23 protein-coding genes are annotated in these 21636 nt (G+C 71.4%); 15 read left to right on the forward strand and 8 right to left on the reverse strand.

Going from position 1 to position 21636, the window contains the following annotated elements:
* The first annotated feature begins 47 nt into the window (after positions 1 to 47).
* Entirely contained in the window at positions 48 to 1079 is a 1032-nt protein-coding gene (locus ACZ418_RS00725; protein WP_468354788.1) for a YDG/SRA domain-containing protein, read from the forward strand.
* Positions 1080 to 1125: 46 nt separating this feature from the next.
* Here the strand turns inward: ACZ418_RS00725 and ACZ418_RS00730 are convergent, their stop codons facing one another.
* The gene (locus tag ACZ418_RS00730; RefSeq protein WP_468354791.1) at positions 1126 to 2145 is read right to left on the reverse strand and encodes an SEC-C domain-containing protein; all 1020 of its coding nucleotides are present in this window, start codon (positions 2143 to 2145) and stop codon (positions 1126 to 1128) included.
* 94 nt (positions 2146 to 2239) lie between these two features.
* Positions 2240 to 3715 (reverse strand): glycoside hydrolase, encoded by a 1476-nt coding sequence (locus ACZ418_RS00735; protein ID WP_468354794.1) that lies wholly within the window; start codon positions 3713 to 3715, stop codon positions 2240 to 2242.
* Between the two features lie 265 nt (positions 3716 to 3980).
* Between ACZ418_RS00735 and ACZ418_RS00740 the strand changes: the two genes are divergently transcribed.
* A complete protein-coding gene (locus ACZ418_RS00740) occupies positions 3981 to 4784 on the forward strand; it encodes a class E sortase (RefSeq protein WP_468354797.1) in 804 nt (267 codons plus the stop codon).
* A 7-nt stretch (positions 4785 to 4791) separates the two neighbouring features.
* Here ACZ418_RS00740 and ACZ418_RS00745 read toward each other — a convergent pair whose 3' ends face one another.
* Entirely contained in the window at positions 4792 to 6189 is a 1398-nt protein-coding gene (locus ACZ418_RS00745) for an MFS transporter (RefSeq protein ID WP_468354800.1), read from the reverse strand.
* A 146-nt stretch (positions 6190 to 6335) separates the two neighbouring features.
* Between ACZ418_RS00745 and ACZ418_RS00750 the strand changes: the two genes are divergently transcribed.
* Positions 6336 to 6863: a winged helix-turn-helix transcriptional regulator gene (locus ACZ418_RS00750; RefSeq protein WP_468354803.1), complete on the forward strand. Its 528-nt coding sequence runs from the start codon at positions 6336 to 6338 to the stop codon at positions 6861 to 6863.
* Between the two features lie 34 nt (positions 6864 to 6897).
* On the opposite strand, the gene ACZ418_RS00755 is transcribed toward ACZ418_RS00750, so the two are convergent.
* A complete protein-coding gene (locus ACZ418_RS00755; protein ID WP_468354806.1) occupies positions 6898 to 7668 on the reverse strand; it encodes a serine hydrolase domain-containing protein in 771 nt (256 codons plus the stop codon).
* Positions 7669 to 7854: 186 nt separating this feature from the next.
* Between ACZ418_RS00755 and ACZ418_RS00760 the strand changes: the two genes are divergently transcribed.
* From ACZ418_RS00760 to ACZ418_RS00770, 3 genes are all read left to right on the forward strand, one after another.
* The gene (locus ACZ418_RS00760) at positions 7855 to 8166 is read left to right on the forward strand and encodes a DUF6412 domain-containing protein (protein WP_468354809.1); all 312 of its coding nucleotides are present in this window, start codon (positions 7855 to 7857) and stop codon (positions 8164 to 8166) included.
* Between the two features lie 105 nt (positions 8167 to 8271).
* A complete protein-coding gene (locus ACZ418_RS00765) occupies positions 8272 to 9006 on the forward strand; it encodes a YidC/Oxa1 family membrane protein insertase (RefSeq protein ID WP_468354812.1) in 735 nt (244 codons plus the stop codon).
* A 128-nt stretch (positions 9007 to 9134) separates the two neighbouring features.
* Positions 9135 to 9992, forward strand: coding sequence for a fumarylacetoacetate hydrolase family protein (locus tag ACZ418_RS00770; RefSeq protein ID WP_468354815.1), 858 nt, complete (start codon positions 9135 to 9137; stop codon positions 9990 to 9992).
* 86 nt (positions 9993 to 10078) lie between these two features.
* On the opposite strand, the gene ACZ418_RS00775 is transcribed toward ACZ418_RS00770, so the two are convergent.
* The 3 genes from ACZ418_RS00775 to ACZ418_RS00785 all read right to left on the reverse strand — a co-directional run bounded on the left by ACZ418_RS00775 (position 10079) and on the right by ACZ418_RS00785 (position 12641).
* Positions 10079 to 10951 (reverse strand): LLM class F420-dependent oxidoreductase, encoded by an 873-nt coding sequence (locus tag ACZ418_RS00775; RefSeq protein ID WP_468354819.1) that lies wholly within the window; start codon positions 10949 to 10951, stop codon positions 10079 to 10081.
* Between the two features lie 86 nt (positions 10952 to 11037).
* Positions 11038 to 11562 (reverse strand): heme-degrading domain-containing protein, encoded by a 525-nt coding sequence (locus ACZ418_RS00780; protein ID WP_468354821.1) that lies wholly within the window; start codon positions 11560 to 11562, stop codon positions 11038 to 11040.
* Positions 11562 to 12641, reverse strand: coding sequence for a Gfo/Idh/MocA family protein (locus ACZ418_RS00785; RefSeq protein WP_468354824.1), 1080 nt, complete (start codon positions 12639 to 12641; stop codon positions 11562 to 11564). The genes ACZ418_RS00780 and ACZ418_RS00785 overlap by 1 nt, the downstream gene beginning before the upstream one ends.
* 56 nt (positions 12642 to 12697) lie before the next feature.
* On the opposite strand from ACZ418_RS00785, the gene ACZ418_RS00790 reads away from it, so the two are divergent.
* Entirely contained in the window at positions 12698 to 13918 is a 1221-nt protein-coding gene (locus ACZ418_RS00790) for an ROK family transcriptional regulator (RefSeq protein WP_468354827.1), read from the forward strand.
* A gap of 57 nt (positions 13919 to 13975) precedes the next feature.
* On the opposite strand, the gene ACZ418_RS00795 is transcribed toward ACZ418_RS00790, so the two are convergent.
* Positions 13976 to 14386 (reverse strand): VOC family protein, encoded by a 411-nt coding sequence (locus ACZ418_RS00795; protein ID WP_468354831.1) that lies wholly within the window; start codon positions 14384 to 14386, stop codon positions 13976 to 13978.
* Between the two features lie 137 nt (positions 14387 to 14523).
* Here ACZ418_RS00795 and ACZ418_RS00800 point away from each other — a divergent pair, with 137 nt between their 5' ends.
* The 8 genes from ACZ418_RS00800 to ACZ418_RS00835 all read left to right on the forward strand — a co-directional run bounded on the left by ACZ418_RS00800 (position 14524) and on the right by ACZ418_RS00835 (position 21633).
* A complete protein-coding gene (locus ACZ418_RS00800; RefSeq protein WP_468354834.1) occupies positions 14524 to 15405 on the forward strand; it encodes a hypothetical protein in 882 nt (293 codons plus the stop codon).
* A 51-nt stretch (positions 15406 to 15456) separates the two neighbouring features.
* On the forward strand, positions 15457 to 16212 hold the full coding sequence (locus ACZ418_RS00805; protein ID WP_468354837.1) for a GntR family transcriptional regulator: 756 nt from the start codon (positions 15457 to 15459) through the stop codon (positions 16210 to 16212).
* 132 nt (positions 16213 to 16344) lie between these two features.
* The gene (locus ACZ418_RS00810) at positions 16345 to 17469 is read left to right on the forward strand and encodes a TIGR03364 family FAD-dependent oxidoreductase (protein ID WP_468354840.1); all 1125 of its coding nucleotides are present in this window, start codon (positions 16345 to 16347) and stop codon (positions 17467 to 17469) included.
* Positions 17470 to 17477: 8 nt separating this feature from the next.
* Positions 17478 to 18176 (forward strand): phosphonatase-like hydrolase, encoded by a 699-nt coding sequence (locus tag ACZ418_RS00815; protein ID WP_468354843.1) that lies wholly within the window; start codon positions 17478 to 17480, stop codon positions 18174 to 18176.
* A 167-nt stretch (positions 18177 to 18343) separates the two neighbouring features.
* Entirely contained in the window at positions 18344 to 19123 is a 780-nt protein-coding gene (locus ACZ418_RS00820) for an HAD-IIA family hydrolase (protein WP_468354846.1), read from the forward strand.
* A gap of 126 nt (positions 19124 to 19249) precedes the next feature.
* On the forward strand, positions 19250 to 19816 hold the full coding sequence (locus ACZ418_RS00825) for a hypothetical protein (protein ID WP_468354849.1): 567 nt from the start codon (positions 19250 to 19252) through the stop codon (positions 19814 to 19816).
* Between the two features lie 9 nt (positions 19817 to 19825).
* A complete protein-coding gene (locus ACZ418_RS00830) occupies positions 19826 to 20497 on the forward strand; it encodes a class F sortase (protein ID WP_468354852.1) in 672 nt (223 codons plus the stop codon).
* A gap of 113 nt (positions 20498 to 20610) precedes the next feature.
* On the forward strand, positions 20611 to 21633 hold the full coding sequence (locus ACZ418_RS00835; protein ID WP_468354855.1) for a glycoside hydrolase family 6 protein: 1023 nt from the start codon (positions 20611 to 20613) through the stop codon (positions 21631 to 21633).
* Positions 21634 to 21636 lie beyond the last annotated feature (3 nt).

A 21636-nucleotide genomic window follows, 5' to 3' on the forward strand; every position in this document is an offset into this window, starting at 1 on the left:
TGCGCAACCATGTGACACGAGTGATCATCTTGCGTCACTATGGGACGATGGCAGAGCGAGTCATCGGTCACATAGACGGCGTAGTTTCTGGGGCGGTCTTTCGGCGCCGGACGGACGTACTGCGCGCCAAGCTGCATGGCGACACCCAGCGAGGCATCTCTCGACTAAGAGATTCTGATGGCAGTTACGTTGCGGACGCGATTGTCTTGAATGGCGGTTACGAAGACGATCAGGATGATTGGGTTCGAGTTACGTACACGGGCGCTTCACCGAACAAGGACAAAGCGAACGACGGTAAGAGGCTCCTGCGCAGTCAATCTTGGGAGTACCGGGATAATGCTGCCCTCAAGCTAAGCTTTGAGCGGAAGTACCCCATCCGTATCATTCGTGGGCCAGACGGGGATGAGCGCTACTCGCTGCCCGACGCTTACAGGTACGACGGGTTGTACACGATCACGGAGGTTCGTACGGCCCTCTCTATATCGTCAGCCCCAGATGGTTCCCCAATAGAGATATGCCAGTTCGATTTGGAGCGGCTGCCCCTGCCCGAGCAGGAGCAGACCCCTGTAGAGCGGGAGATGGCATCGTTGCTGGTGGAGCAGCAAGATCTGCTACATGGGCAAGAAGCCGCCGCAGGGCTTGACGAGCATGAGTGGGCGGATACAGAAAGGTTCCCGACGACGCGTGGTACGTCTATCCAGCGCATTGTCCGTGATGCTGCCGCTGTACGTCGCGTCAAGGAGTTGTACGAGCATGAGTGTCAGATATGTGGCTTGCGGTTGGTCGGACCGGACGCTAGGCCTTATAGCGAGGGTGCTCACATAAAGCCTCTGGGTCGGCCACACAACGGGCCAGATGTGGAGAGGAACATACTCTGTCTTTGCCCTAACTGCCATGTGTGCCTTGACATTGGGGCCATCGTCATCGAAGACGATTGGTCGATCGTCCTGCGTGCTGGCCTGTTTGGTGAAAACGTCAGAGCGAAACTCAACAGGCACAAGAAGCACAAGGTGCACGAAGAGTATGTCCGTTATCACCGGGACTGGTGGCGGCAGAAGGGTGGCCCCAGCCAGGAGTAAGACCGGGGCCTCGCACATGTAGCACCGCGTGTAGGGGCTGAGCTATCTACTCAGCGCCATGACACTGCGCGTATACCTGCCCCGACTCACACCAACACCTGGCTCCCCTCTGCGGCGGCCAGGCGACCGCCCGCCCCCGAGCCGCCAGCGTCGTCGCGTACTGCGGCAGCAGTGTGACGTCCTCCGGTGATGACCCCTCCGACGCCGCGAACGCCTCGTACGACGGGACCGTGCCCGTGACGATGCCCAGGTTCGCCGTGCCCGAGGACGACAGCTCACGCAGGGACGACTCTATGGTCGCGAGGTGGGTGTCGTGGGAGGGGTACTCCACGGCCAGGGTCGGGTAGGCCGAGAGGAGTTCCGTCAGCTCCCCCGCCGGCCAGTGCAGGACCGCCACCGGGAAGGGGCGGGAGAGGGCCTCCCGGTAGGCGCCCAGTTCGGCTTGGAGGCGGGTGATTTCTGCCTGGAGTTCCGCGGGGTTCTCCGAGCCCAGGGACCAGACGCGTTTGGGGTCGTGGAGTTCGTCCAGGGACACGGGGGACGTGTGGAGCGTGTCCGCCAGGGTGTCCCAGGTGTCGTGGGGCAGGCCCAGCATGCGGCGGACGCGGTGGCGGCCGTAGAGGAGGGGGTGGGTGGCGGGTGCGGGTTCCGTGTCGTCCGCCTCCGGCAGGAGCAGGCTCGCGCCCTCCGTGAAGGTCTCCGCCGCCGCCTCCAGCTCGTCGTGCGACTCCAGGGACTCCGCGATGATCAACCAGGGGGCCGGGTCGCGTGGGGCGGCCACGCGGATGCCCTCGATGATCGCCCTTGCCTCCGCCTCGTGGCCGTACTCCCAGAGGTTCGACGCCTTCAGGGCTCGTACGAGGGCGGGGTTCTCCAGGGCGTCCGTCGTGGACAGCAGGCGGTCGTAGAGCGCGGTGGCCGCGGGGCGGTCGCCGGACAGTTCGAGGTGGGCCGCCGCCCGCAGCAGCAGGGCCTCGGCGTCCTCGGGGTACAGTCCGGCGGTTCGCTCCAGGCGTGCCGCTTCGGCGGTGTGGTCGACGTTCTCGGCAGGCGTGTCGGGGCGCATGGGGGACACCGTACTGCCGAGGGGTGACAGGGTGGGGTAAGGACTGGTCAGGCTCCTGCCAGATCTCTCCTGGACCGCTGGACCGTCCAGATCGTCAGACCGTCACGCCGTCCAGTTGAAGCGTCTGGATCGACTTCGGTGCGAACGGGACCGACAGGGACCTGCCGGAGACGTACGTGTCCGAGTGCGGCGTGTAGAGGTCCGCTCCGCCCGTCGTCACCGTGTTCCAGCGGGGGACCAGGCCCCCCGAGCCGCCGGTCACGGAGGAGAAGCGGGACAGGTCGAAGGTCAGGGTCGTCGCCGACGACGATGTGTTCGCCGCGACTATCACCAGGCGTTTCGCCTGTCGGTCCAGGGCCGCCGCCGCGTAGCTCGCTCCCGTGTCCAGGATCGTCATCCCGGGGCGGATGTGTCGGGTGAACTGTGCCAGTACGTAGTACTTCGTCTGCACCGCGCCCGGCTGCAGGGTGCTCGCGTCGTACGCGATGGTCGCCCAGCCCGCGCTCGGGTCCATCACCTGCCAGTACACCCAGGCCGTCGGGTGCAGCCAGCGGAAGTCGTAGAGGAGGTTGCCGGCCAGGGTCAGGCCCGTGGCGTCGCTGTCTCCCGTCTCCGAGTTCCACAGGGCCTTGCCCGCCGTCGTCACCACGTCCGTGTAGAGCAGGTCGCGGCGGCCGCCCGAACCCTGGTAGCCGTGGACGTTCACCCGGTCCACATAGCCCTTCGTCGTCGAGGAGAAGGAGTTCCAGGTGGTGCGGGCCAGGTCGTAGCTCGTTTCGTCCGACGCGGAGATCCTCGTCGACGTGAGGCCTCGCTTGTTCAACTCGCTGCGGAGGTAGGGGAGTACGGCGGACTGGACCGTCGCGTCCATGTGGCAGCCCTCCTGGGTGCCCGTCGCCGTCCACCAGGACGAGGACGGTTCGTTGAAGGCCTCCACCGTGGTGAAGGTCACGCCCCAGTTCTGTTTCGCGTACAGGGCCACCGACGCCAGGTGGGAGGCGTGCTGGCGGTGGTTCCAGGACTGGAGGTTGTTGCCGCCGTCCGAGGCGCCCGAGGGGTTGTGGTTCAGGCACATCCACCACATGGGCGAGTTGGCGAAGAGCTCCGAGATCGCGCCGCGTTGGGTCGCCTTCTGCAGCATCGCGCGCTGCTTCGCGTCCGCCGTCCACTTCCAGGACGACGACGTCGGGTCCTCGTTCGTCCAGTCCTGCCAGTAGCCCTCGATCTGCTTGAAGGACGGTATGTTGGGGGAGGCGACCATGGACTCGCCGCCCACGCTGTTCCAGCTGCACGCGCCCAGGTTGTAGCGGGCGATGTTCAGGCCCAGGCCGGGGAGCGCCGTGCCGTCGTACGTCGTCGTCTTCGTCGTGAAGAAGATGTCCGCGAAGTCGTCCCTCGCCCCGAAGACGTTCGCCCACCAGGCCAGCGAGGTGCCCCAGCCCTCCCAAGTTCCGTAGGTCGTCGCCGGGTTGATCGATATCGTCGCGTCCGCCCTCGCCGTGCCCGTGGCCAGGGCGCTGCCCAGGATGCCGCCGCCCGCTGCGGCCAACAGGGTTCTGCGTCGGATCATGGCCTGTCCCGCCTCTTGGTCTGTCCGCTTCTCCGTCTGTCCGCTTCTCCGTCTGTCCGCTTCTGCGTTGCGCGCTCCGGCAGCGGGAAGCATCGGGGGTGGCGGGTGGGGTTGTCGAGGGTTCTGGCAGCAGTTTCTAAAACCAGTTTCTAAAACCCGTTGAAGAAGCGGTCGAAGTCGGCGATTCGCTTGCGCCTATGGCCAGTTGTGCCCGTTGCGCCTACCCTGCCGGCGGCTCCCGTGGGGCCCGTGGAGGTGGGTGCGGATGCCGGCATGGTCGGGTGTGCGGGTCGTACGGCACAGCGATCGGCGTCGGCGTGCCCGGCGGCGGCGCGTGCTGTGGGGCGGGGCCGAGGCGCTCGTCACCGTCGGCGTGCTGCTCATGCTGCTGGTCGTGCACCAGCTGTGGTGGACCAACCGGGAGGCCCGGCGCGGCGCCGAGCGGCAGGTGGAGGCGCTGGAGCGGGAGTGGGGGCATGGGGGGTACGGCACCGGTGGTGCGGCCCCGGCGCCCAACGCCGCCTCCAGCTCGCCGCGCACGGCCCCCGTATCGACCCCGGATGCCTCCGAGTCGCCTGCGCCGCAGCGGTCGTACACGCCCGTCGGCCTGCCCCGGCGGTCCCAGGCGTACGCCGTCCTCACCATCCCCCGGCTGGGACTGCGTGTGCCCGTCGCGGAGGGTGTGAGCAAGGCCGACGTCCTCAACAAGGGGTACGTCGGCCATTACCGGGGGACCGGGCAGCCGGGGCAGGCGGGCAACTTCGCGCTCGCCGGGCACCGGAACACGCACGGTGAGCCGTTCCGGTATCTGCCCCGGCTGCGGCGCGGGGACGGCATCGAGGTGGAGACGCGGACGGCGACGTACACGTACGCCGTCGACCAGATCCTGCCGCAGACCTCCGCGCTGGACTCGGGGGTCGTCCGCCCGATCCCGCGCTCGCTCGTCCGGCCCCGGTACGGGTACGACCAGCCCGGTTACTACATCACCCTCACCACCTGCACCCCCGAGTTCACCTCGCGCTACCGGATGGCGGTGTGGGGGAAGCTGGTGTCCATGCGGCCCCATTAGCGCGCCGCTACGCCCGCTCGCGCAGCACCAGCACGCTCACCGCGCCGACCGCTGCCAGTACCGCCGACACCAGCAGGGCGATGTTCGTGCCGTGGGCCAGATTTCCGGAGGAGGTGGCGAGGGCGATGGTCAGGGCCACGCCGGCGCAGGAGCCGATGTAGCGGAAGGTCTGCTGGGCGCCGGAGCCCATCGCGGCGCGTTCGCGGGGGACCGACTCGACGGCGAGCAGCGGCAGTGCGCCGTTGAGCAGGCCGCTGCCCACTCCGCTGATGATCAGGCCGGGCAGCAGCCGGGTCCAGGAGCCGGAGGCCAGGGCGCCGAGCATGGTCAGGACGGCGATGGTGTGCAGGGCGAAGCCGACGGCCAGTTGGGCGCGTGGGGCGATACGGCCGGCCAGGTGCTTGACCTGGAGGGCCACCGCGAAGCTCAGGCCGGACCAGAGCAGGAGCAGCCAGGCCGTGTTGATCGGGGACAGCCGGAGGGTCTGCTGGAGCAGGGCCGGCAGGAAGCTGAACATGCCGATCACCGCGAGGCCCGTGAACAGGCCGCCTGCGGCCGAGGCCAGGAAGCGGGCGTGGCGCAGCAGGCCGAGGTCGATCATCGGTGTGCCGGTCCGGTGTTCCACGGCGGCGAAGAGCGCGATCAGGAGGACGGCGGCGGCCAGCAGCAGTCCCACCGGTGCGCGGAGCCAGCCGTCGCGGCCCAGGGTCAGGGCCGCCACCAGGGCGACCAGGGCGAGGCCGAAGGTCAGGGCGCCGAGGACGTCCGGCCGGCCGCCGCGCGGGGCGCGGGACTCGGTCAGCGTGCGGGTGCCCAGCGCGGCCACGAGGGCGGCGGCGACGCCCAGGACGCCGTACGCCACCCGCCAGGTCGGCAGCGCGCCCGCGACCAGCGGGCCGACCGCGATGCCGCCGCTGACGAAGGCGCCCCACACGCCAGTGGCGTGCAGCCGGCCGCGTGGCGAGGGGAAGGCTGCCACGAGCAGCCCGAGGCTGCTGGCCAGGATCGCCGCGCTCGCCGCGCCCTGGCCGATACGGGCGAGGGTGAACTGCCAGGTCGAGGTGGTGAAGGCGGCGAGGGCGGTGGTGATGCCGAGGGCCAGGGTGCCGCCGAGGAAGATGCGGCGGCGGCCGTAGTCGTCGGCGAGGCTGCCGGCCACCAGCAGGAGGGCGGCGAGGCCCAGCGGGGTGCCGTTCAGCAGCCAGGCCTGGCCGGAGAGCGGGGTGTGCAGGGCGGCCGCCGTGTCCGGGAGCGTGACCATCGGGGCCGTGTACGTCATCAGCGCCACGGCGGTGGCCGCGCTGGTCAGGGCGAGGGTGGCCCGGGGGCGTACGGGGGTGTCCCGGGCGGTCGTGCGGCGTACGGAGGTGGTGGGGGTGGTGGTGGCGGAGTCGAGCCCGGTCATGGCGTGGTCCTTCCGGGGCCTGCGGGGACGTGTGGATCACTCGGTGAACCGAAAGTTCGGTCATTGAACTGACCTGCCTTCACCACCGTAACACCATCAGTTCGGTCACCGAACCAAGTCGTCGGAAAGTGGCTACAGTGGACGGCATGGCACTGGGCAAGGACTACGCGACACAGGAGTGCTCGATCGCCCGCGCGCTCGAGATCGTCGGCGAGCGCTGGACGCTGCTCGTCGTCAGGGACGCGCTCTACGGCGTGCGGCGCTACAACGACTTCCTGGTCCACCTCGGCATCCCGCGCGCCGTCCTGGCCGCCCGCCTGCAGACCCTGACCGCCGAGGGCATCCTCGAAAAGCGCCGCTACCAGCAGTCCCCGCCGCGCGACGAGTACGTCGTCACCGAGCGCGGCATCGCCCTGTGGCCCACCCTGCGCGCCCTCGGACTGTGGGGCCGCGAGCACTTCAGCGAGACACAACTGCGGTACTTCCGGCACGCGGAGTGCGGCACGGAACTCGGGCCGTACGGCGAATGCCCCGCCTGCGGAGTCGTCGTACCCGTCGAGGACGTGGTCATGGCGCCCGGCCCGGGCCTCGACCCCGATCCGGCGGACCCGGTCAGCCGGGCCCTGCTGAAGCCGAAGCGGCTGCTGGAGCCACTGGAGACGGAACCGGCCTGACCGCGGGCGGTGCCCTGAGGTGGCCGGTCGCCGGTCAGGAGGTGCCTGAACCGGCGCCCCTGAGGACGTCGATCCCGGCCTGGTCGGTCGCCTCCGACCGGCCGCCCAGCCGGTGGACGACCACCCACCGGCCGTCCGCCATGGCTCCGGCGAACACGGAGGCGTGACGGGTCGCGCCGTTGTGCCAGAGCAGTGCACCGGCCGTCTGCCAGGAGGGAGCCGGATCTCCCAGCCGACGCTCCAGCACCAGCCGGACCAGCAGATCGGCGACCGCACGCGGGGTCGCCCACAGACCGCCCGCCGGAAGAATCGCCCCGTCCATGGTCCAGGGCCTGCGGTCCCTGCCGAGGAACCCGGGAGCCAGCAGGCGCCGGCCGGGGTCGGGACGTGCGCTCACCTCATGCACGTCCAGCGGCCGCAGCACATGCTCGGCGAGCAGTTCCTCGTACGGCGCACCGGCCGCGCCGACCAGTGCCGCGCCCAGGACCGCGTACCCGAGGTTGGAGTACTCCTCCTGCTCCCCCGGCGGCCGGACCACGACCCCGTCCAGCCGCCCGAGCAGCCGGCGCAGGGCGTCGCCGTCGAACGCGGCGTACGGATCGCGGCCCCCGGCGCCGGGCGGCAGGCGCGGCAGGCCGGACGTGTGCTCGGCCAGGTGCCGCAGCGTGATGCCGGTGCGCGGGGCGGCGGGGAGCCAGCGCTCGACGGGATCGTCGACGTCGAGCAGGCCCGCGGCGGCCATGCGCATGAGCGCCGTACCGGTGAGCACCTTGGTGAAGGAGCCGATCTCGACGAACCGGTCCACCGCGTGACCGTCCCCGACTCGTGCGGGAGACGTGTCACTCAGGACGCAGGTGGGAGTGCGCGGCATGCGGGGACCTTTCCGGTGTCGGGTCGGCTCTACCTGTGTTCGGCTCTGCCTGTGTTCGGCTCTACCTGTATAAAGGGCAAACAGGCACCGGAGGTTGAGAGCGTGGGAAGGGGGAGTCAAGTGATCCGCAGTCTCGCGCGGTCGCGTGCGCTCGCCCCGCTGCTGCTTCTGCTGCTGCCGCTCATGCTGCTCGACACCGGCAATCTCTCCGCGACCGTGGCGCTCGCCGCGACCGCGGCGGCCGGGGCCGCGTTCACCGCGTGCGCGCTGATCGCCGCCCGCTGCGCGCCCGCCGTCCCGCCCACCCGGGTGCGTACGGCGATCCGCGACCGGGCCCGGCGTACGGCCTTCCTGCCACAGCGCGATCCCGACGCACCCGGCCGGCGCCGGCCCCGGGCACCCGGGCACGCCCTTCCGGCGACCGCCGCGTAGGGCACGTCTCTCCTTTGCCAGCGTGTTCGTATGCGTGACCCCGCGCGGGTCGTCCTGCCGCTCTGTTCACTTCCGGCACGACGAGACCCCCCGGAGGGCTCACCCATGTCCGTCTTCTCCGTCTTCGCCCGCCTGGTCGAGCAGCTCGCCGACCTGCTTCAGCCGCTCTTCCACGCCTCCGCGGCCGCCGCCGCGATCGTCCTGTTCACCGCGCTCGTACGACTCCTCGTCCACCCGCTGTCCCGCGCCGCCGCCCGCGGCCAGCGCGCCCGCGCCGAACTCCAGCCCCGCATCGCCGAACTGCGCGAGAAGCACGCCAAGGATCCGAAGCGGCTGCAGCAGGCGGTGCTCGAACTGCACGCCGAGGAACAGGTGTCACCGCTGTCCGGCTGTCTGCCCAGCCTGCTCCAGCTGCCCGCCTTCTTCCTGCTCTACCACCTCTTCTCCAGCTCCACGATCGGCGGTGCGAGCAACGGGCTGCTCGGCCACCGGCTGTTCGCGGCGCCGCTGGGCGGTCGCTGGGCCGACGCCCTCGCCGCCGGCGGGGTGTTCGGGCCGGCAGGGCTGGTCTATCTCGGGCTCTTCGTTCTCGTCGCGGCCGTCGCCGCCTTCAACTACCGGCGCACCAAGCGGATGATGGCCGCCCATCCCCTCGCGGCGGGTGCGGTGGGCGCCGGGGGCGGCGAGCAGGTGCCGGGGCTCGGCGCGGTCAACAGGGTCATGCCGTTCATGTCCTTCTTCACGCTCGTCACCGTGGCGGTCGTACCGCTGGCCGCCGCGCTGTACGTCGTCACCAGCACGGCCTGGACCGCGATGGAGCGGGCCGCGCTGTACCGGTAGCAGGCACGGTTACGGTCCAGTACGTGAACAAGGTCTTGCGGACTGGACCGCCCGATCGGAGGATCGACCAGTCCTCCGATGGCTGCACCCATCGGTCCGGGCGTCCGCGATCGAGGGAGATTGTGACCATGAAGCTGCTGCGAGTCGGTACGGCAGGGGCCGAGCGGCCCGCGCTGCTCGACGCCGAGGGGACCCTGCGGGACCTGTCGGGCATCGTGGACGACATCGACGGCGCGCTGCTCGCCGACGAGGCCGCGCTCGACCGGATACGGGCGGTGGCCGCATCCGGTGAGCTGCCCGCGCTGGACGCGACGGGGCTCCGCATCGGGCCGCCGCTCGGCCGCATCGGGAAGATCGTGTGCATCGGGCTCAACTACCACGACCACGCCCGCGAGACCGGCGCCGAACCGCCCGCCGAACCGGTGGTCTTCTTCAAGGCGCCGGACACGGTGGTCGGACCGAACGACACGGTGCTCGTCCCGAGGGGATCGGCCAAGACCGACTGGGAGGTGGAGCTGGCCGTCGTCATCGGACGTACGGCCCGTTATCTGTCGTCGGCCGAGGAGGCGCTCGCGCACGTCGCGGGGTACGCGGTGGCCCATGACGTGTCCGAGCGGGAGTTCCAGATCGAGCGCGGTGGCACCTGGGACAAGGGCAAGAACTGCGAGACGTTCAATCCGCTGGGGCCGTGGCTGGTGACGGCCGACGAGGTCGCCGACCCGCAGGACCTGTCGCTGAAACTGTGGGTCAACGGGGAGTTGAAGCAGGACGGTACGACGGCCGAGCAGATCTTTCCCGTGGCAGAGGTCGTGCGGTATGTCAGCCAGTTCATGACGCTGTATCCCGGGGACGTCATCAACACGGGGACGCCGGCGGGGGTGGCCATGGGGCGGCCCGAGCCGAAGCCCTATCTGCGGGCCGGGGACGTGGTCGAGCTGGAGATTCCTGGGCTCGGGCGGCAGCGGCAGGAGCTCAAGGACGCCTAAGGGGGTGAGGACTGCGCGAGTTCGGCGGGTGCGGGTCGTCCGTGGTTTTTCGCGCAGTTCCTCGCGCCCCTTTGGGGCGCCTGAGCTCACCCCAGCAGAGAAGCCAGGCGGCGCCATTGTTCCCTCGGGAGGGTGTCCCTGTCGCCGCCTGCCACCACCTGGAGGGCCACGTGGTCCGCGCCCGCCTCGTGGAAGGTGTGGATCCGTTCCCGGATGCGGCTGTCGTCGCCCCAGTCGAAGACCGCGTCGACCAGGCGGTCGCTGCCGCCACCGGTCAGGTCGTCCTCGGAAAAGCCGTGCCGGAGGAAGTTGTTGGTGTAGTTCGGCAGCGCGAGGTACATCGCCAGGGTGTCGCGGGCGAGGGAGCGGGCGCGGGACGGGTCGGTCTCCAGGACCACCTTCAGCTCCGGGGCGAGCAGCGGGCCGGCGCCGAGGATCTCGCGGGCGCGCGCGGTGTGCTCGGGCGTGACCAGGTACGGCACCGCGCCCGCCGCCCGGTCGCGGGCCAGCTCCAGGGTCTTCGGGCCGAGGGCGGCCAGCACCCGTCGGTCGGCGGGCACCCCGCCCCTGTCCAGGGCGTCGAGATAGGCGACGAGGGCCGAGTACGGCCGGCGGTACTGGTCGGCGAGCTTGGCGTGGCTCACGCCGAGGCCGAGCACGAAGCGGCCGGGGTGGGCCGAGTCCACCTCGGTGAAGGCCGCGGCGCTCGACTCGGCGTCGTACTGCCAGATGCTCTGGATGCTGGTGCCGACGGTGAGCCGGTCGGTCGCCTCCAGGAGGGGTACGGCGTGCGGGGCGGCGCTGCTGCCGCCCAGCCAGGCGGCGCCGAAACCGAGCGCCTCCAACTCGGCCGCTGCCTCGCCCAGTTCGCCGCGCCGGGAGGGATCCTCCGTGCGCAGGCCGACGCTCCAGATGCCGTACCGGCCGATCCTGTCCTTCAAGGTGCTCACGGTGCTCATGGGGCTGTCCCTCCGGGTAGGGCCGTGATCATCACGTCTGCAGCCATTCCCAACCGGAGGGATCGCTCACGTAATCCCGGTGGGTGTCACACCTTCAGGAACTGTTCCAGCGCCTCCACCACGAACCTGTGGTCCTGGAGCTGGGGCAGGCCGGAGACGGTCACCGCGCCGATGACGCCCACGTTCTCGACGTTGATCGGGAACGAGCCGCCGTGGGCCGCGTAGGTGTCGGGGTCGAGGCGGGAGGAGTCCTCGAACGTCGTGCCCTTGGCGCGGAAGCGGGCGCCGACCAGGTAGGAGGAGGCGCCGTAGCGCTCCACGACCCGGCGCTTGCGGGCGATCCAGGAGTCGTTGTCGGGGGTGGAGCCCGGCAGGGCCGCGTGGAAGAGCTGCTGGCCGGCGCGGTGGATGTCGATGGCGACCGGGGCCTGGCGCTCCCGGGCCAGTTCGACCAGCAGGGAGCCGAGGGCCCAGGCGTCGTCGTAGCTGAACTGCGGGAAGACCAGGCGGCGTTCCTGCGCCTCCAACTCCTCCACCGACGGCGTGAGTTCGGGGGTGGTCCTGGGCGTGATCTGCGGGTGGTGCTGCGGGTGTTGCTGCTGGTGTGGCATCAGAGGGTCACCGTCACCTTGTCCGTGGCCGACTTGCGGGCCGCTTCCAGTACGTCGAGGGCGGCGGCCGCCTCCAGGGCGGTCACCGGGTTGGGGCCGACGCCGGTCAGGGCGCGGGCGACGGCCGTGTAGTAGGCGGGGTAGTCGCCGGGGAGCGTCGGTACGGGGGTGCCGCCGCCGGTCAGCGGGGACTCTCCGGCGCCGATACGGCCGTACAGGGACTCCGGTTCCGCACCCCACTGGGGGCCTGGGCGCAGGCCCTCGCGCAGGGCCGCCTCCTGCGGGTCGAGGCCGTACTTCACATAGCCCGCCTGCGAGCCCAGCACCCGGAAGCGGGGGCCGAGCTGGGCGGCGGTCGCGGAGACGTGGAGGTGGGAGCGGACGCCGCTCGCGTGCGTGAGCGCGATGAAGGTGTCGTCGTCGGTCTCGGCGCCGGGACGGCGGATGTCCGTCTCGGCGTACACCTCGGTGACCGGGCCGAAGAGGACCAGGGCCTGGTCGACGACATGGCTGCCGAGGTCGTAGAGCAGACCTCCGATCTCTGCCGGGTCGCCGGACTCGCGCCAGCCGCCCTTGGGCAGGGGGCGCCAGCGCTCGAAGCGGGACTCGAAGCGCCATACGTCACCCAGGTCGCCCTGGCTGATCAGCTTGCGGAGCGTCAGGAAGTCGTTGTCCCAGCGGCGGTTCTGGAAGACGGACAGGAGCAGGCCGCGCTCCTCGGCGAGGGCGGCGAGGTCGCGGGCCTCGGCCGCGGTGCCGGCCACCGGCTTGTCGACGACGACCGGCAGGCCCGCCTTCAGGGCGGCGGAGGCGAGCGGGACGTGCGTCTTGTTCGGGGAGGCGATGACGACCAGGTCCAGCTCGTCCGCACGGTCGAACAGCTCCTCGGGGCCGGCGGCGAGCGTCACGTCCGGGAACTCGGCGCGGGCCTGCTGCTGCCGCTCCGGGTTGGAGGTGACCACGGTGTCCAGGGCGAGGCCCTCGGTGGCGGCGATCAGCGGGGCGTGGAAGACGGAGCCGGCGAGGCCGTAGCCGATCAGGCCGACGCGGAGGGGGGTGGCGGTCGTGCGCCCTGTCATGGATCCCATGGAGCTACTTTCGCAACGCTGTTGCCAAAGTGCAAGTGGTGGGGACAATGGGTGGCGTGAACAGGACGAGGACGGCGAGCGGTGTGTCGGCGGGCGGCGGCGGTCCGGTGGGGGCGAACCTCGTCGCGGTGCGGTCGCACAACACGGCGCTGGTGCTGGGGCTGCTGCGGGACGCCGGGGCGGAGGGGATCAGCCGGCTCGAACTGGCCGAGCGGACCGGGCTGACCCCGCAGGCCGTCAGCAAGATCACCGCGCGGCTGCGGGAGGAGGGCTTCGCGGCGGAGGCCGGGCGGCGGGCGTCGACGGGGGGCAAGCCGCGGACCGTGCTGCGGCTGGTGCCGGAGGCGGGGCATGCGGTGGGGGTGCATCTGGACCGGGACGAGTTGCGGGTGGTGCTGGTCGATCTGGACGGGGCCGTGGTCGGGGAGCGGCGGGCCGAGCTGGATCTGGGGGCCGGGGCGGAGGCTGTGCTGGCGGTCGTCGGGGATGCGGTGACGGGGGTGGTGCGGGAGGTGCTGGGCGCGTTTCCGGGCGAGGGAGGGCCGGGCGAGGAAGGGCCGACCGGGGAAGGATCGGCCGGGGAGGGGTCGGCCGGGGCCGGGTCGCTGCTCGGGGTGGGGGTGGCGCTTCCAGGGCCGCTCGATCATGCGCGGGGGGTGCTGCACCGGGTGACCGGCTTTCCCGAGTGGGACGGGTTTCCCTTGCGGGACGCGCTCGGGGAGCGGTTGGGGGTGCCGGTGGTGGTGGACAAGGACACCAATGCGGCGGCGCTCGGGTTGTCGGTCGGGGGTGAGGGGGGTGAGGCCGGCTCCTTCGCGTATCTGCATCTCGGTACGGGGCTCGGGGCCGGGTTGGTGATCGGTGGGCGTGTGCATCGGGGGGCGCGGACCGGGGCCGGGGAGTTCGGGCACCAGGTGATCCAGTTGGACGGGCCGCTGTGCGAGTGCGGGAACCGGGGGTGCGTGGAGGCGCTGTGCCTGGCGGCGGTGGGGCGCGGGGAGGCCGGGGAGGCGGCGCGTGTGCTCGGGGTGGCGGCGGCGAATCTGGTCGGGCTGTTGGACATCGATGTGGTGCTGCTCGGAGGGCGGACGATCGCGGGGGCGCCGGAGGGTTTTGTGCGGGGAGTCGGGGAGGTGCTCGATGCCCGGGCTCGGCGGGAGGGGGTGCGTGGGAGTTCCGTACGGGTCGCTCCGCGGGGGGAGCGGGTGGTGGCCGAGGGGGCCGCACAGTTGCTGTTGGCGCCGGTGTTCGGGCGGGGGGATGTGTGACGGGGCGCTGCGCTGTGCTGTGGCCGGAGCGCCCTGAAGGTGCGCGGGGAACTCAGGTCATGCCGGCAGGTTCAGTTGCCAGGACACGCCGAAGCGGTCGTTGAGCCAGGCGAACTTGGCGCTGAAACCGTAGTTGCCCAGAGGCATGAGTTCCGTGCCCTGTTCGGTGAGGGCGGCGTGGAGCCGGTCGATCTCGGCCTCGTTCTCACACTGCACGAACAGGGAGATCGCGGGCGTGAAGGTGAAGTCGTGGTGTGCGGGGCTGTCGATGCACATGAACTGCTGACCGGCGAGCGAGAACGTGGCGTGCTGCACGCTCCCCTCCTTGCCGGCGCCGTCGGCCCCGTAGCGGCTGACGTTGACGACCTCGGCGTCGTCGAAGAGCGAGGTGTAGAAGGTCATCGCGTCCTCGGCGTTGCCCTCGAACATCAGGAACGTGGTGATCTTCTGGGACGTCGCGATCTTCATGCTGCATGCTCCTCAGTGCTGTCGGGCAGGGTACGCAGGCCCGTTCAAGTGTTACCCCGCCGATCGAGCGGACTTCGCGGCCCGTACCGGTGTGGCGGCCGTAGGTGTGTCCATCTGACCGGCATGGTCATGTGTTTATGCGACCATTCACACCTCTGTCCCTCTGCCTCACCGCGGCCGCGGCCTCCGCCTCCGCCTGGGTGGTCGGCCCCGCGGCGCCCGCCGCCGCCCTCGCCGACCCGCCCCCGGCCTGCGTCGGCGGCGATCCGCGGGCCTTTCCGCTCGCCGCCCGGATCCGGGGCGGCCCGCCCTCCTACGAGGCGGGCGGCGGATACGGCACCTGGTACATCGACCTCACCAACACCACCAGCCACAGCTGCTCCGGCGTCCACCCGGTGATCGTCCTCGTCGACGACAAGCACGAGCTGAGGCCGGACCAGCCGAAGCTGGAGTTCTACGACGGCCCCAAGGCCCGGCCGGTGACGTTCGAGAGCACCGACGAGCAGGAGCTGGTCGGCGTGCTGGACGGCGCCGGGTTCAACGGGTTCGCCGTACCGCCCGGCAGGACCGTCAGTGTCAAGCTCAGACTCGTGTTCCCTTCCGGCACCGCCTCCGACCAGGTCACCGCCAACGCCGCCGTCGTCCAGCGCCGGGGCGACGACGGGGACTGGGTCGGCGAGTCCAACGCCTACCGGTTCGGGATCGGGGAGTACGTGTCGCCGGCTCCGGACCCCACGCAGGACCCGGCTCCGGACGCCACCCAGGACGGCGGCGGGGTGGCACCCAGCGCGTCCGGCAGCCCGCGGGCCACACCCGGCAACGGCAACGGCACCGAAACCCCAGTCGCTCCCACCGCCGACCCCGACCTGCCGTACGCCGCCGTGGCGGAGGACGGCGGGGAGGACGCGAGTGAGCTGGCGCGGACCGGGTCCCGCCTCGCCCACGGGGTGCTCGCGGCCACCGCCGCGCTCCTCGGGGTGGCCGGCGGCGCGTTGCTGCTGGCCCGCAGACGCCGCTGAGCCGGGGGGCCGTACCGCGGGCACACCCTTCCCGTCTGCGACGATCACTGCGTGGACTACCCGAACGACCAGGCCCCCGGCGCCCCCGTCCGCTCCGGCATCCCCGAGCACGGGCGTATCCCCAAGTACTACGCGGTGAAGGCACGGATCGCCGCGCTGCTGGAGGAGCTGGGGGAGGACGGCGTCATCCCCACCGAGCGGGACCTCGCCGAGCGCTACGACGTCGCCCGGGAGACCGTACGGCAGGCCGTACGGGAGCTGGTGCTGGAAGGGCGGCTGCGGCGGAAGGGGCGGGGAACCGTCGTCGCCGGACCCAAGCTCGCCCAGCCGCTGTCGCTCGCGAGCTACACCGAGGGTGTGCGCCGGCAGGGCCGTACGCCCGGTCGTGCGCTCGTCACCCTGGACCGCTTCCCCTGCCCGGACGCCCTCGCCGCCGAGACCGGGCTCACCCGGGGCGAACCCGTCTGGCACCTGGAGCGCCTGCTGCTCGCCGACGAGGAGCGGGTCGGCCTGGAGAGCACGTACGTCGCCGTCGAGCGGGTGCCCCGGCTGGACAGCGACTTCGACCCCGACTCCTCCTTCTACGGGTATCTCACCAGCCAGGGCATCTCCTTCGGCGACGCCGACGAGCGCATCGAGACCGTGCTGGCCACGCCCCGCGAGGCCCTGCTCATCGGCACCCCGCCCGCCCTGCCGATGCTGCTGATCCACCGCGTCTCCCGGGACACCGACGGCCGGCCCCTGGAGCGCGTGCGCTCGCTGTACCGGGGGGACCGGTTCTCCTTCACGACGCATCTCAAAGGCTGAGGAACCCACCCATCGGCGACCACATCGATATCACGGAAAGATAACGGGTCTAGCCCAAATGCGATGCGTGGTTCACGCTCTCGTTGTCAGCCGGATGTCTCCGGTTGCCCGATCCCGAGGAGCGTCGCCGTCGTGAAAGTGACAGTCGTCGGAGCAGGTGTGGTGGGCACCATGCACGCCTGGCATGCGGTGCAGCGCGGCCACCAGGTCGTCCAGATCGAGCGCGAGGCCGAGGCGCGCGGCGCATCGCTGCGCAACTTCGGGCAGATCTGGGTCAGTGGCCGCGCCGCCGGAGAAGAGCTGGAGACCGCGCTGCGGGCGCGGGAGCTGTGGGAAGGGATCGGCGCACGGGTGCCGGCGCTGGGCTTCCGGGCGAACGGGTCCCTGACCCCCGTCCGCGGCCCCCTGGAGCTTGCCGTCGCCGAGGCCGCCGCGGCCCGCGCGGACGCCGCAGCCCGCGGTTACAAGCTCCTCAGCCCGAGCGCGGCCCGCGCCCTCAACCCCGCCCTGCGGGGCGACTTCACCGCCGCCCTGCACTGCGAGCGGGACGCGGCCGTCGAGCCGCGCACCGCCCAGCTCGCCCTGCGCGCCGAGCTGTCGAAGTCCCCGAACTACACCTTCCTGCCCGGCCGGGAGGTGCGCGAGGTCGTGGGCGCCGGCACCGTCCGGGACGACCACGGGGACGTGCACCGCGCCGACACGGCCGTCCTGTGCACCGGCGCCTGGCTCGGCGGACTGGTCCGCGAACTCGCGGGGCCGGACCTCCCCGTGCGCCGGGTCCGGCTGCAGATGATGCAGACCGACCCGCTGGGCGAGCCGCTGCCGACCTCCGTCGCCGACGCCGACAGCTTCCGTTACTACCCGGCCTACGCCTCCCCGGCGCTGGACGAGCTCAACGCCCGCCGGCCGCAGCCGCAGACCGCGGCCACGCACAGGATGCAGCTGCTCATGGTGCAGCGCGCCGACGGCGGCCTGACCATCGGCGACACCCACGAGTACGAGCATCCCTTCGCCTTCGACACCGTCGAAGAGCCCTACGAGCACCTGACCGGGGTCGTCGAGTCCCTGCTCGGCCGGCCGCTGCCGCGCATCCGCCGCCGCTGGGCCGGTGTGTACGCGCAGTGCACCGAACCCGGCCGGGTGGTGTACCGCCGGCAGGTGCGCGAGGGGGTGTGGCTGGTCACCGGGCCCGGCGGGCGCGGCATGACCTGCGCCCCCGCGATCGCCGAGACCACGGCGAACGAACTGGGCTGGTGAGCACCCCCATGACCGACATCCCCCCGGACATCCGTCTCGTCGTCCTGGACATGGCGGGTACGACCGTCGCCGACGGCGGACTGGTCGAGCGCGCCTTCGAGGCGGCGGCCACCGAGCTCGGCGTCGAACCGGGCTCGGCCGAGCACGCCGAGCAGCTCGCCCACGTCCGCGCCACCATGGGCGAGTCCAAGATCGCCGTCTTCCGGCACCTGTTCGGCGCCGAGGACCGCGCCCAGCGCGCCAACACCGCCTTCGAGAAGGCGTACGGCGATCTGGTCGACGGCGGCCTGATCGCCCCGGTGCCGGGAGCGCGGGAGGCCATCGAGGAGCTGGCCGGCAGCGGCCGTACCGTCGTCCTGACCACCGGCTTCGCGCGGGTCACCCAGGACGCCGTCCTCGACGCCCTCGGCTGGCGGGACCTCGTCCCGCTCACTCTGTGCCCGGCCGACGCCGGCGGACGCGGGCGGCCGTACCCGGACATGGTCCTGGCGGCCTTCCTCCGCACCAAGGCCGCCGAGGACGTACGCCAGGTCGCCGTCGTCGGGGACACCTCCTACGACGTGCTCAGCGGGGTGCGCGCGGGCGCGGGCCTGGTCGCCGGCGTGCGCACCGGGGCCCACGGGGACGAGGAGTTCCGTGCCGCCGGCGCCACGCACGTCCTCGACTCCGTCGCCGACCTGCCGACCCTGCTCACGGGAGAACGGTGAGCGTTCTCATGGCGAGGACCGGAAGTCCGCAACCGGAAGCCGAGCCGATCGGCCGCCGTACGGCCGGGTCGAGATCAGGCCACGCTGATTAGGCTTGGGGCGTCGGTACGCCGTGGTTCCGGCGCCCCCGCCTTTCTTGACCGTACGCACGCCAGGAGACGCACAACATGGCAGACCGCAAGCCGATCGAGTCGTGGCTCACCGACATGGACGGAGTCCTGATCCACGAGGGTGTCCCGATCCCCGGCGCCGACGCCTTCCTGAAGAAGCTGCGCGAGTCGGGGCGGCCCTTCCTGGTGCTCACCAACAACTCCATCTACACCGCCCGCGATCTGCACGCCCGGCTGAACCGCATGGGCCTGGAGGTGCCGGTGGAGAACATCTGGACCTCGGCGCTCGCCACCGCCCAGTTCCTGAACGACCAGCGGCCCGGCGGCAGCGCCTATGTCATCGGCGAGGCCGGTCTGACCACGGCGCTGCACGACATCGGCTACATCCTGACCGACCACGCCCCCGACTTCGTCATCCTCGGCGAGACCCGCACCTACTCCTTCGAGGCCCTGACCAAGGCCGTGCGGCTGATCAACGACGGCGCCCGGTTCATCGCCACCAACCCGGACAACGTCGGCCCGTCCACCGAGGGCGACCTGCCCGCCACCGGCTCGGTCGCCGCCCTGATCACCGCCGCGACCGGCAAGAAGCCGTACTTCGTGGGCAAGCCCAACCCGCTGATGATGCGCGCCGGGCTCAACGCCATCGGGGCCCACTCCGAGAACTCCGCGATGATCGGCGACCGCATGGACACCGACGTCCTCGCGGGCCTGGAGGCCGGAATGCGCACCTTCCTGGTGCTGTCCGGCGTCACCCAGCCCGACGACGTCGACCGCTACCCCTTCCGACCCTCGCAGGTCGTCGACTCCATCGCGGACCTGGTCGACCTCGTCTGACCCGCTGCCAAGCGGTCCTGACCCGGGTCTCCAAACCTTCATCCACCCGTTCGGAGCAATCGGGCGCCTCCCGAGGATGCGGAGACGCCCGGCGCGGGGGAGCCTCCTGGTAACTGGAGGTTCACGATGGGCTCACTACGCCTCACTCTCTGTACCGGAATCCTGGCCGTCTCCGCGTTCGCCCCGGCGGCCCACGCGGCCGACGGAGGCTCGGTCTCCGTGACGCCTGCGGCCCCCGGACCCGGCACCGACGTCTCCGTGCGGGTCCGCGGCTGCTCCGGGCCGCAGGGCACCGCCGTCTCGGACGCGTTCGTCACCGACGCCCGGCTGACCGGCGACCAGGGCACCCTGTCCGGCGAGACCCGCGTCCGCTCCTCCCTCAGGGCGGGCGTCTACGACGTCAGGATCACCTGCGCCGACTTCGTGATCAGCGGCAGGATCACGGTGGTCGACAGGGGGACGGCGCCCCACCAGCCAGCCGGACAGTACCCGGACCCCGGCCGCCTGTTCGGTGGCGCCGCCTCGCCCGTCGCCCCCGTCCCCGCGGGCGGCGGCGGCACCGCTCACTTCGCCACGGTGGCCACCACCGACTCCGGCCCCGACACCGGTCAGGCGGTGACCGGTCTGGCCCTCGCAGGGATCGCGGCGGTCGCCGTCGGGCTGCGTACCCGCCGCGGCCGCGGCACCCGTTGAGCGCGGACCATGTCCGACGACCGCGGGCGCACCACCGGCACCGAGCGGCTCATCACCTGCCTGACCTGGGCAGTGCTGCTGTTCGGGCTGTGGCTGTGGGGGCGTGGGCTGACCGGCGTACCGCACACCACGGACGGCCCCACGACAGGGAACCTGTTCGGCCTCGCACCCGCCCAGTCCACCCCGCTGCCCAGCCCGGCCCAGCCGCTCGGGGCGGACGCCGTGCCCCAGCGCGTCGACATCCCCCAACTGGGTGTCCAGGCACCGGTGGTGAGCCGGGGCCTGGACGCACGGGGCGCCGTCGACCCGCCCCCGTTCGACCAGCCGGGCGTGGTCGGCTGGTACGGCGCCGGCACCGCACCCGGCGCGAGGGGCGCGGCGCTCCTGGTCGGGCACGTCGACACGGAGACCCGGCCCGCGGTCTTCTACCGGCTCAGCACCCTCAAGCCCGGCGAGACGGTCCGGGTGGTCCGCTCGGACGGCAAGGTCGCCCAGTTCGTCATCGACGACGTACGCGTCCTGCCCCGCGCCGCCTTCGACGCCCGCCAGGCCTACGGCCCGCACCGGCCCGGTCGCGCCGAGCTGCGCCTGATCACCTGCGGCGGCCCGTTCGACCGCGACACCCACAGCTACACGGCCAACGTCGTGGTCTCCGCGTACCTCACCGGAACCGCCCGCTGACCCCCGTACGTCCCGACCCGTACGCCCCGCCGTGCGACCTCGCGACCTCGTGACGGACCGGGCGGATATGCCACGATTGGACACCCGGACCAGTGCGCCCAGGGGGGAATCGCATGTACGACAGCAGGGGGGCCCGTTCTTCCGCGCGGGCGTCGGCGTCGGTGGTGCTGGGGGCGGCACTGCTGCTCGCCGGATGCTCCTCCGGCGGCGGGGACAAGAACGGTGACCCGGGGGACCGGATCACCCAACAGCCCAAGGCCGCCGATCCGTTCTGGGTGAACCCGGACGGCACCGCGGCCCGGCAGCTCGCCGCCTACGAGAAGTCCGGCAAGAAGGCCGAGGCCACGCAGATCCGCAAGATCGCCGAGCAGCCGGTGGGGGAGTGGATCGGTCCGGAGAACCCGGAGAAGGAGGCGCGCGGCTTCACCGAGGCCGCCGCGAAGTCCGACCGCACGGCCCTGCTCGTCCTCTACGACATCCCGCACCGCGACTGCGGCCAGTACTCCCAGGGCGGCGCCGCCGACGGCAACGCCTACCGCGCCTGGATCGACGCCGTGGCCCGGGGCATCGAGGACCGTCCCGCCATGGTGATCCTGGAACCGGACGCCGTACTCCACCTCGTGGACGGCTGCACCCCGGCCCAGTTCCACGAGGAGCGCTACGACCTTCTCAAGGGCGCGATCGCCCGGCTCAAGGCGCTGAAGAACACCAAGGTCTACCTGGACGCGGGCAACGCCGGCTGGGGCCGCCCCGACCAGATCTTCCAGCCCCTCCAGCGGGCCGGCATCGACCAGGCCGACGGCTTCTCCGTCAACGTCTCCAACTTCTACTCCACCGAGGACTCCATCGCCTACGGCAAGCAGCTCTCGGCGAAGGTCGGCAACAAGCACTTCGTCATCGACACGAGCCGCAACGGCAACGGCCCCTACACGTCCGGCGACCCGGCCCAGCGCTGGTGCAACCCGCCGGGCCGGGCCCTGGGCGAGACCCCGACGACGAAGACCGCCGACCCCCTGGTGGACGCCTATCTGTGGGTCAAGCGGCCCGGGGAGTCGGACGGGACGTGCAAGGGGGGCCCGAAGGCGGGGGAGTGGTGGGCGAGTTATGCACTCGCCCTGGCCGAGAACAGCAAGTGATCC

The sequence above is a fragment of the Streptomyces sp. NPDC030820 genome, from assembly GCF_055572075.1.